The organism is Comamonas denitrificans, from assembly GCF_017368815.1.
Taxonomy (GTDB): domain Bacteria; phylum Pseudomonadota; class Gammaproteobacteria; order Burkholderiales; family Burkholderiaceae_C; genus Comamonas; species Comamonas denitrificans.
Genome location: NZ_JAFNME010000055.1, coordinates 1 through 9,117, shown reverse-complemented (window position 1 = coordinate 9,117; position 9,117 = coordinate 1). Strand labels below are relative to the sequence as shown.

9 protein-coding genes are annotated in these 9,117 nt (G+C 58.5%); 8 read left to right on the top strand and 1 reads right to left on the bottom strand.

Annotated elements, in window-relative coordinates; genetic code table 11:
- Positions 1 to 167 precede the first annotated feature (167 nt).
- The 3 genes from J1777_RS13900 to J1777_RS13890 are packed head-to-tail and all read left to right on the top strand — an operon-like array spanning position 168 to position 2,955.
- Positions 168 to 1,169 (top strand): IS1595-like element ISCsp2 family transposase, encoded by a 1,002-nt coding sequence (locus J1777_RS13900; RefSeq protein WP_207576268.1) that lies wholly within the window; start codon positions 168 to 170, stop codon positions 1,167 to 1,169.
- Positions 1,170 to 1,218: 49 nt separating this feature from the next.
- Entirely contained in the window at positions 1,219 to 1,656 is a 438-nt protein-coding gene (locus J1777_RS13895; RefSeq protein ID WP_207576267.1) for a LexA family protein, read from the top strand.
- Between the two features lie 3 nt (positions 1,657 to 1,659).
- The gene (locus J1777_RS13890; RefSeq protein WP_207576266.1) at positions 1,660 to 2,955 is read left to right on the top strand and encodes a Y-family DNA polymerase; all 1,296 of its coding nucleotides are present in this window, start codon (positions 1,660 to 1,662) and stop codon (positions 2,953 to 2,955) included.
- 567 nt (positions 2,956 to 3,522) lie between these two features.
- Here J1777_RS13890 and J1777_RS13885 read toward each other — a convergent pair.
- On the bottom strand, positions 3,523 to 4,131 hold the full coding sequence (locus J1777_RS13885; protein WP_207576265.1) for a TetR/AcrR family transcriptional regulator: 609 nt from the start codon (positions 4,129 to 4,131) through the stop codon (positions 3,523 to 3,525).
- Between the two features lie 156 nt (positions 4,132 to 4,287).
- On the opposite strand from J1777_RS13885, the gene J1777_RS13880 reads away from it, so the two are divergent.
- The 5 genes from J1777_RS13880 (at position 4,288) to J1777_RS13860 (ending at position 8,841) form a co-directional block, all read left to right on the top strand.
- Positions 4,288 to 5,736, top strand: coding sequence for a coniferyl aldehyde dehydrogenase (locus J1777_RS13880; protein WP_207576264.1), 1,449 nt, complete (start codon positions 4,288 to 4,290; stop codon positions 5,734 to 5,736).
- A 7-nt stretch (positions 5,737 to 5,743) separates the two neighbouring features.
- Positions 5,744 to 6,298 carry a twin-arginine translocation signal domain-containing protein gene (locus J1777_RS13875; protein ID WP_207576263.1) on the top strand — a complete coding sequence of 185 codons (555 nt, stop codon included), beginning with the start codon at positions 5,744 to 5,746 and terminating at the stop codon, positions 6,296 to 6,298.
- 39 nt (positions 6,299 to 6,337) lie between these two features.
- The gene (locus J1777_RS13870; protein ID WP_242700556.1) at positions 6,338 to 7,966 is read left to right on the top strand and encodes a GMC family oxidoreductase; all 1,629 of its coding nucleotides are present in this window, start codon (positions 6,338 to 6,340) and stop codon (positions 7,964 to 7,966) included.
- Positions 7,967 to 8,082: 116 nt separating this feature from the next.
- A complete protein-coding gene (gene coaD / locus J1777_RS13865; protein WP_207576262.1) occupies positions 8,083 to 8,562 on the top strand; it encodes a pantetheine-phosphate adenylyltransferase in 480 nt (159 codons plus the stop codon).
- A gap of 21 nt (positions 8,563 to 8,583) precedes the next feature.
- Complete coding sequence (locus J1777_RS13860; protein WP_207576261.1) at positions 8,584 to 8,841, top strand: YfhL family 4Fe-4S dicluster ferredoxin; 258 nt, start codon at positions 8,584 to 8,586, stop codon at positions 8,839 to 8,841.
- The last annotated feature ends 276 nt before the right edge of the window (positions 8,842 to 9,117 follow it).

Genomic DNA, 9,117 nt, shown 5'->3' with positions numbered 1-9,117 from the left:
CGCTGGCCAACTCTAGCCAGGTCTCGTAGTGCTCGGCTACCGTTTGGTAGAGCAGCGTGCGTTCGGGGTGGCGTGGGTTGTAGAGCTTGGGCTTGGAAGTGGCTGACATGAATACTGTACAAATGCAAGGGGTATCTATTTAGCTCCAGTGACGTGAGAATAGCTGGATGGAAACCCAGATGCTAACGCCAACTCCTGGACGGGACTACCCCCGCACCTGGAACGAATTTCTTGACTGGTTTGCCACCGAAGAGGCTTGCCAGGCGTTCCTGGAGAAGCTTCGCTGGCCCCAAGGCTTCGTCTGCCCGCGTTGCGGCAACGCAGGTGATGTGTACCGAGCCAGCCGCACCCGCCTGATGTGCCGCTCATGCCAGTACCAAGGCACAGTGACATCTGGAACCATCTTTGACAAGACGCGAACACCGCTGCGTGTATGGCTGGCTGCAGCTTGGTACCTGACCCATCAGAAACAAGGCGTGAGCGCCCTGGGGCTGCAGCGCGTATTGGGTTTGGGGAGCTACCAGACCGCCTGGACCATGCTGCACCGGTTTCGACGTGCCATGGTCCGCCCGGGCCGGGGCAAGCTCAAGGGGCTTGTGGAGGTGGATGAAACGTACCTGTCCATCACGGATCGCAAGAATCCCGCCACCCCTGCAGGGCGCAAGAGCAGTACGACCAAAGTGTTGATGGTCATGGCGGTGGAGATCGTGGAGCCCAACGGGTTTGGGCGCATCCGGTTACGCCGCATTGACCGAGACGCCGCCACCCACGTAATCCCCTTTGTGCAGGAGGTGGTCGAGCCTGGAGCCCAGGTACGCACGGATGGTTCGGCGGCATACCGCGCTCTGGGAGAACTGGGTTACACCCACCAGCGCACCGTCATGCTCGGCTCAGGCGTACCTGCCCATGTCTCCATGGCGGGAGTGCACCGGGTCGCCTCACTGGTACAGCGCTGGGTGCTGGGAACACATCATGGCTCTGTACAGCCAGACCACCTGGACGCCTATCTCGATGAATTCGTGTTCCGTTTCAACCGGCGCACATCCAGCTCACGCGGGATGCTGTTTTACCGCTTGCTGCAGCAAGCGGTGGTTACGCCGCCAGTGACGTATGGGGATGTCGTAAGCAAGAACACCGGGGAGAGGCAATCGGATACTATTGCTGGATGAAATCACAGTATCAACGGGGCTGCTGGAGCTAAATAGATACCCCTTGCAAATGTACAGTATTGCGCCATGGAGGCCGATCTTATGCGGCCCTGAGCCACTGGTTTTGCCGATGGTGGGGGACACTGTGCACGCGGGTTTCCCCTCGCCCGCAGAAGACTTCGCGGTCGAGCGGCTGGACTTGACGACCATCCTTGTGACCCACCCCCAGGCCACGTTTATCGTGCGGCTGCGCGGCGATTCCATGCGCGAGGCGGGCATTTTTGATGGTGATCTACTGGTGGTGAACCGTGCCCTCAAGCCGATTCATACCGACGTAGTTCTGGCCGTTGTGGATGGTGAATTCACTTGCAAGACCCTATGGCTAAAACATGGCCGCATGAAGCTCAAACCGGCCAATCCGACCTATCCAGAAATCGTTCCAAAGGATGGCCAGATCGTGGAAATTTGGGGCGTAGTCACAGCGACGATCAAGCGCTTTCGGGTCTGACCCATGTTCGCTCTGGTGGACGGAAACAACTTCTACGCGACCTGCGAAACCGTGTTTCGCCCGGCGCTGGCGGGGCGCCCGCTTGTCGTGTTGAGCAACAACGATGGGTGCGCTGTCGCGCGATCCGAGGCAGCAAAAGCGCTGGGCATCAAGATGGGCGCCCCGTGGTTCCAGATCGCAGGGCTTGTTGAGTCTGACGGCTTGATTGGGCTTTCCGCCAACTTCCCTTTGTATGGGGACATGAGCAACCGCATGATGAGCCTGGCTGCAGGCTTGGGGCCGACTCAGGAGATCTATTCCATCGACGAATCATTTATCGGTCTCGATGGCATGCGGGGTGACTTGGTGGAGAGGGCGCACAAGATACGGGCGCGCATTCTGCAATGGGTGGGCATCCCATGCGGCATAGGGATTGGTGGTACCAAGACCCTTGCGAAACTGGCGAATCACGTTGCGAAATCCGCCGAGCGCAAACCGGGTAGCTACCCTGCGAATCTGGCCCGAGTTTGCAGCTTTGCCGTGTTGTCCGCCGACGAGCAGCAAGCGGTTTTGCAGGCAACAGCGGTAGGCGACGTTTGGGGAGTAGGGCGCCGCATTGGTGCGCAATTGAAGGAGGGTGGTGTCAACACCGCCTGGGACTTGGCCAGGCTTGACCCCGCGACCGTGCGCAGGCGCTGGAGCGTGGTGCTTGAACGCACGGTGCGCGAGCTGCGCGGCCAATCGTGTATCCCTCTGGAAGATGCGCCAAGCAACAAGAAACAAATTGCGGTTACGCGCTCTTTCGGGAGATCCGTTTCCGAGCTGGGCCCGATGCTGGAGGCCGTGAGTGAGTTTGCATCACGCGCAGGCGAAAAGCTGCGCAAACAAGGGAGCTTCGCCAGCCAGGTCTACGTGTTCGCGCACACGTCACCATTCCGACCGCCACCGCAGTTCTCGCGCGGGGTCATGGTTCCACTTCGACGGCCCACGGCCGATAGCGCGCTGCTGGTGGCTGCTGCCATTGCAGGGATGCGACGGATCTACGAGCCCGGCTATCAATTGGCCAAGTGCGGCGTCATGTTGTTGGACCTGGTGGAGTCGTCGCTGTACCAAGCCGAGCTTGACCTAGAGCCCGGCGAAGACCGCGATCAGTCACACCTGATGGGCACCATCGATCAACTGAATCGCCGCTTCGGCAAAAGAACGGTTTTCGTCGGCAGCGCTGGTGTCCCGCAGGCCCATGAGTGGGCGATGCGGCAAGAGCGGCGCACCCCGCAATACACCACGCGGCTGGCTGACGTGCCCATAGCAAGAGCTTGAGTACTACTGAGAAGGAGGGAGTGGGCTTAGAAACGCGCCGACGGCTTGAAGAAGACTGGCCTTTGCTCGTGACTTTGGGAGTGTTTGTTTAGCCTGTCTTTATTAGGCCCGCTTTGATATCTGCTCCTTTTTTGCATTGATGCACTCGCTTACACTGCAATTTCCTTCCTTTCGCCCTAGAACTTAATGACTTACCGCCAGAAAGCGTTATGACGCTCAAAGAAGTAGCCGATTATTTGCAGTTAACCGGTGCACTGTTTATCGCCTAGCGGCGGGTCGCAAGTTGCCCGGCTTTAAGGTCGGTGTCACTTGACGGTTCAAGCGAACCGACATCGATGTCTGGATTGCCGCTCAGTCGTCGGCAGGCGACGCTAGCACCGGAGCGCAATCAAGGGAGAGGACAAGAACGAATGAAGCTGGTTCCGAACAGCGGCACAGATCGAGTCATCGATTTGGTGCGCCCGCACCTCAAACCTGACAGCCAAATGGGCTGCGTCACCCCATCGTTCTCGCTGTTCGCCTTTGCCGAGCTGCGCGATGCGTTGGCCAAGCTCGAACGGGTTGAGCTCATCCTGCCAACTGGTGACGACGCACTGGAATTCCTGGGCGGTGGCGGTGACCGCGCGAACCGCAATCAGCTGCAGGCGCGGTGGCTCGCCAACCAGTGCGCCGATTGGGCAGGTTGCAGCGCAGGAACGAGAACCACGACGTCACCACAATCCAGGTATTCAGCGCCAGGGCGGCCACATCATCCTCGTTGACACGGATAATACCGGCGTCACCCAACCCCCGGAAAATCGCCTGTACCCGCAGCTGGCAGGTACGGAAAAAGCGGCGGTAACGGGCGTGCAATTCAGCGTCTTCCAGCAGCAGGTGCTCCATGTCGCGGTGCATGAAGCGGAAATCCCACAGGCCGCGGAAAATAGCCTGCAGGTAATTGAGTTTATCCATCGGTTGCAGGGTACGGTTCTGCGGTACCTGCAGAATGGTCAGCACCCGTTCTTCGTAGCGTTCAAACAACGCGAAGATAATCGCCTGTTTGTTTTTGAAGTGGTAATACAGATTGCCGGGGGAAATCTGCAGATGCGAGGCAATGTGATTGGTCGTCACCTTGCGCTCACCCAGCTCATTAAACAGCGCCAGCGAGGCGTCCAGAATGCGTTCTTTCGTGCTCATTGAGGGTTCCGTAGCCCGCCTGCAGACGGGTCTGTCATTTATGCGGGGCAAGACTCACACAATCTGGCCGGAAATGCCACGGCCTGCCGCTTGATCTTTTAGAGCAAAGGCTCTAATAATGCCAACCTAATGACAATAATACTTCCGGAGCCCCCTATGGTCGCCACCGTCACGCCGCTGCATGCACCGCATCAGGATCAGGAACTGCAACGCTTACGCACGCTGTTTCAGCAACAGCGTCAGGCATTCCGCCAGCATCCGATGCCCACGCTGGCAGAACGTCTGGCTGACCTGAAGCGTCTGAAGGCCGCCACGCTGAAACATCAGGATGCACTGGCTGCCGCCGTGAATCAGGATTTCAGCTGCCGCTCGAAAGACGAAACCCTGATCGCTGAAATCATGACCAGCGTGCAGGGCATTAACTATGCGTGCAGCCACCTGCGTGGCTGGATGAAACCGTCGAAACGCCATGTCCATATGCTGTTCGCGCCTTCGCACAATCAGGTGGTTTATCAGCCGTTGGGCGTGATCGGCATCATGGTGCCCTGGAACTACCCGGTACAGCTGGCACTGTTGCCACTGATGACCGCGCTGGCCGCCGGCAACCGCGCCATGATCAAAATGTCCGAATTCACCCCGGCCACCAATAAAGCGCTGAAAGCCATGCTGGCGGACATATTCAGCGAACAGCAGGTCGCCATTATTGAAGGTGAAGTGGATGTTTCCTCGGCTTTTGCGGAAACCCCGTGGGATCACCTGGTGTTCACCGGCTCCACCGCGGTGGGCAAAATCGTGATGGGCGCGGCGGCGAAAAATCTGACCCCCGTCACGCTGGAACTGGGCGGCAAATCACCGGCCATTATTGCTCCCGGCGCCAGCATGAAAGACGCGGTTGAGCGCATCTGCTTCGGTAAATCCCTGAACGCCGGCCAGACCTGTATCGCCCCGGATTACATTCTGCTGCCCGCCGGTCAGGAACAGGACTTTATCGACACCTACCAGGCCACGTTTGCGCGCATGTACCCGCGCCTGCGTGACAACAGCGACTACACCGCCATCATCAACGAACGCCAGCATCAGCGCCTGCAAAGCTGGGTGAAAGATGCCGCCGACAAAGGCGCCAACATCACCGTGGTGAATCCAGCCAGCGAAGACTTCAGTGGCACCCGTAAAATGCCTCTGCACATCATTCAGAACGGCAGCGCCGACATGAAAGTACTGCAGGAAGAACTGTTCGGCCCGATCCTGCCCATCGTGCCCTACCGTTCGCTGGATCAGGCCATCGACTATGTGAATGACCACGACCGTCCGCTGGCGCTGTATTTCTTCAGCTACGACAAAGCCGAACAGCAAAAAATTCTGGAGCGCACCCACGCCGGAGGTGTCACCATCAACGATACCCTGATGCACATCGCCCAGGACGACATGCCATTCGGTGGTGTTGGCCCATCGGGCATGGGTCACTACCATGGCAAAGAAGGCTTTATTGCGTTGTCGAAAGCCAAGGCTGTGCACCGTAAGGGCCGGTTCAACAGTGGCATGTTCATCTATCCGCCCTACGGCGGTGCGATTCAGGCCATGATCCGCAAGCTGTTTATCCGTTGAGGTTCGTATGCTGAATACCATTACCACCAGCCGCCGCGGTTTCATGCAGCTGAGCGCCACGTCGGCGGCCGCGCTGACCCTGGGCGCGTCCGTCGCCGGCCTCACCGGCTGCAGTAAAGTGCCCACCGCCAATGGCTATAAAGTGCTGCGTCCGGGGGATATTGAGATTCTGCGCGCCGTGGCGCCGGTGATTCTGTCGGGCAGCTACCCCGGCAGCCTCGCCGCGGACGGCGAAGCCGTGCTGCTGCGTTCGCTGGATAAGGTTGTACTGACTCTGCAGGACTATGCCCGCAGCCAGCTGGTGATGCTGTTCGACGCCCTGCAGGTTGCCCCGATCCGTGCTCTGATGGGCGCGCCGTGGACGGCCTGGAGCGACATGCAGCCGGCCGATATTGAAGCCTTCCTGCAGGACTGGAAAACCAGCCGCATTCAGCTGAAACGCATGGGCTACGCCTCTTTGTGCAAGCTGGTCACCATGTGCTGGTACAGCCAGCCGTCGACCTTTGCTTTTTCCGGTTATCCGGGCATGCCGCAACGCATCCCGGCCAGTGATCCGGTCTGAGAACCGGACGATCACAACGAAGAATAACGAGAGATCACGATGCAGAATCATTCCCCCCGTCAGCCGCACATCCCGATGGTGGCCGGCATTAAAGACCCGATCCGCGACGGCATCCGCAGCGGCTGGAACGTACGCGCCTCCACCAGCATGGCCGATGGCACCGTGCTGGAAGCCGATGTGATCATTATCGGCACCGGCGCCGGTGGCGGCACCACGGCGGAAATTCTCGCCAATGCCGGCCTGAAGGTCCTGATGCTGGAAGAAGGCCCGCTGAAAAGCAGCGACGACTTCCGTATGGACGAACGCGAAGCCTACCGCGACCTCTATCAGGAAAGCGCCGGGCGCATGAGCAAAGACGGCGCCATGTCGATCCTGCAGGGCCGCTGCGTGGGCGGCACCACGGTGATTAACTGGACCTCCAGCTTCCGCACCCCGGAGCCGACACTGCAGCACTGGGCCAGTGAGTTCGGCGTGCAGGGCATGAGCAAGGACGAGATGGCGCCCTGGTTCGAAAAAATGGAACAACGTCTGAATGTTGCCCCGTGGCAGGTGCCGGCCAACCCCAATAACGCGGTGCTGAGCCGTGGTGCCACCTCGCTTGGTATCGACTGGAAAGTCATTCCGCGTAACGTATCCGCCTGCTGGAACCTGGGTTACTGCGGCACCGGCTGCCCCACCAACGCCAAACAATCCATGCTGGTCACCACCATTCCGGCGGCGCTGCAGCAAGGCTCTGAACTGGTATACAGCGCCCGCGCCGAACGCCTGATCATGGAAGGCCGCAAAGTGCTGGGCGTGGAAATCACCGCCCTGAACGACGATTACCAGCCCAGCGGCAGCCGTCTGGTCGCCAAAGCGCCGCATGTCATCATGGCCTGCGGAGCCATTAACGGCCCGGCGTTGCTGCTGCGCTCGAAAGCCCCCGATCCGCATAAACGCATCGGTAAGCGCACGTTCTTCCACCCGACTACCTTCTGCTTTGCCGAGTTCGACGAGCTGATCGATCCGTACTACGGTGCGCCGCAATCGATTTACTCCGACCATTTCCAGTGGCAGTCGGTTGACGGCCCGGTCGGTTACAAGCTGGAAGTCCCGCCGCTGCAGCCGGGCTTAACCTCGGTGCTGCTGCTGGGTCACGGTCATCAGCATTTTTCGGATATTCAGAAACTGCCCAACCTGCACGCCATGATTGCCCTGCTGCGCGATGGTTTCCACCCGCAAAGCGAAGGCGGCAGTATTGAACTGGCCGGCGATGGCACGCCGATCATCGACTACGTCATCAACGATTACCTGTGGGATGGCGTGCGCCGCTCCTGGCTGAGCATGGCGGAAATCCAGTTTGCCGCCGGCGCCAAAGCGGTACGCGCATCGCATGTGGATTCCCCCTGGTTCACCAGCTGGGAAGAAGCCAAAGCCGGCATTAACGCGCTGGAGTTCCGCTCCAATGCCTTTACCGCCGGCTCAGCACACTGCATGGGCGGCCTGACCATGGGCGAAGATCAGACCCGCTGCCTGGTCGACAGCAACGGCAAATACCACCATCTCGATAACCTCTACGTCTTCGACGGTTCGGTATTCCCGACCAGCATTGGTGCCAACCCGCAGCTGTCGATTTACGGCATGGCCTGCAAGCAGGCTAACAAGTTGCTGGAAACGCTGAAGGCGTAATACAGGGATAACATCCGGTTGGGCGGCCCCGCCCAACCGCCCCACATCTGGCGCATTCTGCGCCTTTTGTTTACTATGCGCCCCGATTTACACCCTATTTTTCAGGCAGGCCCGCTATGAACATTGTGGTTTACCCCGGCACCTTCGACCCCATCACCAACGGTCATACCGACCTGGTTGAGCGGGCTGCCCGCATGTTCGACCACATCATTGTGGCTGTCGCGTATAACCCCAAGAAAAAGCCCATGCTGGATCTGGACACCCGTGTCGATATGGCACGCAGCGTGCTCGGCCATCTGGCCAATGTGGAAGTGGTGGGTTTTAACAATCTGCTGGCGGATTTCGTCAAAGAAAAAAACGCCAACATTATTCTGCGCGGTCTGCGGGCCGTATCGGATTTTGAATACGAATTTCAGCTCGCCAATATGAACCGTGTACTGGCACCCAACGTGGAAAGCCTGTTTCTGACCCCGGCTGAACAATACTCCTATATTTCATCGACCATCGTGCGCGAAGTTGCGGCACTGGGTGGCGATGTCAGCAATTTTGTACACCCTCTGGTTGCCAAAACTCTGAAGAAGTACGCCACTCAATAACGCCCCTGACGGAGGTATGTCATGGCTCTGATTATCACCGACGAATGCATCAACTGTGATGTGTGCGAACCGGAATGTCCTAACGAAGCAATTTCCGCCGGCGAAGAAATTTATGTGATTGATCCGGCTAAATGCACCGAGTGCGTTGGTCACTACGACGAACCTCAGTGCCAGCTGGTATGCCCGGTTGATTGTATTCCACAGGATCCGGACCGTATGGAAACTCAGGAAGAACTGGAAGCGAAATACGAAAAGCTGACCGGTAAAAAAATCGCCTGATGATCCATAAAAAAAGCCTCCTGATACGGAGGCTTTTTTTATAGCCCAACCACGGCACAGTGACGAATGGCAGTAACAAAAACGGGAGAGGGTTTCCCGCTCTCCCGCTTGCGGTGGCGATCCGCTGATCAGAACACGAAGCTCAGGTTCACGGATAGGCGTTTTAACCGCATGAGGCCAAGTATCGCACCGCGGAAGCGCCATCAAGCCGGCTGAGACACTCGATTTTCCCGCCCAGGTGTCAGGTTCACCACCAGGGTTTGGCGTTCAGGAGAG

Excerpts from the sequence above, each read along its gene's own strand:
- J1777_RS13900 (WP_207576268.1), top strand. The coding sequence starts at position 168 with ATGGAAACCCAGATGCTAACGCCAACTCCTGGACGGGACTACCCCCGC.
- J1777_RS13890 (WP_207576266.1), top strand. The coding sequence starts at position 1,660 with ATGTTCGCTCTGGTGGACGGAAACAACTTCTACGCGACCTGCGAAACC.
- J1777_RS13885 (WP_207576265.1), bottom strand. The coding sequence starts at position 4,131 with ATGAGCACGAAAGAACGCATTCTGGACGCCTCGCTGGCGCTGTTTAAT.
- J1777_RS13860 (WP_207576261.1), top strand. The coding sequence starts at position 8,584 with ATGGCTCTGATTATCACCGACGAATGCATCAACTGTGATGTGTGCGAA.
- J1777_RS13875 (WP_207576263.1), top strand. The coding sequence starts at position 5,744 with ATGCTGAATACCATTACCACCAGCCGCCGCGGTTTCATGCAGCTGAGC.
- J1777_RS13895 (WP_207576267.1), top strand. The coding sequence starts at position 1,219 with ATGTACAGTATTGCGCCATGGAGGCCGATCTTATGCGGCCCTGAGCCA.
- J1777_RS13870 (WP_242700556.1), top strand. The coding sequence starts at position 6,338 with ATGCAGAATCATTCCCCCCGTCAGCCGCACATCCCGATGGTGGCCGGC.
- J1777_RS13880 (WP_207576264.1), top strand. The coding sequence starts at position 4,288 with ATGGTCGCCACCGTCACGCCGCTGCATGCACCGCATCAGGATCAGGAA.
- coaD (WP_207576262.1), top strand. The coding sequence starts at position 8,083 with ATGAACATTGTGGTTTACCCCGGCACCTTCGACCCCATCACCAACGGT.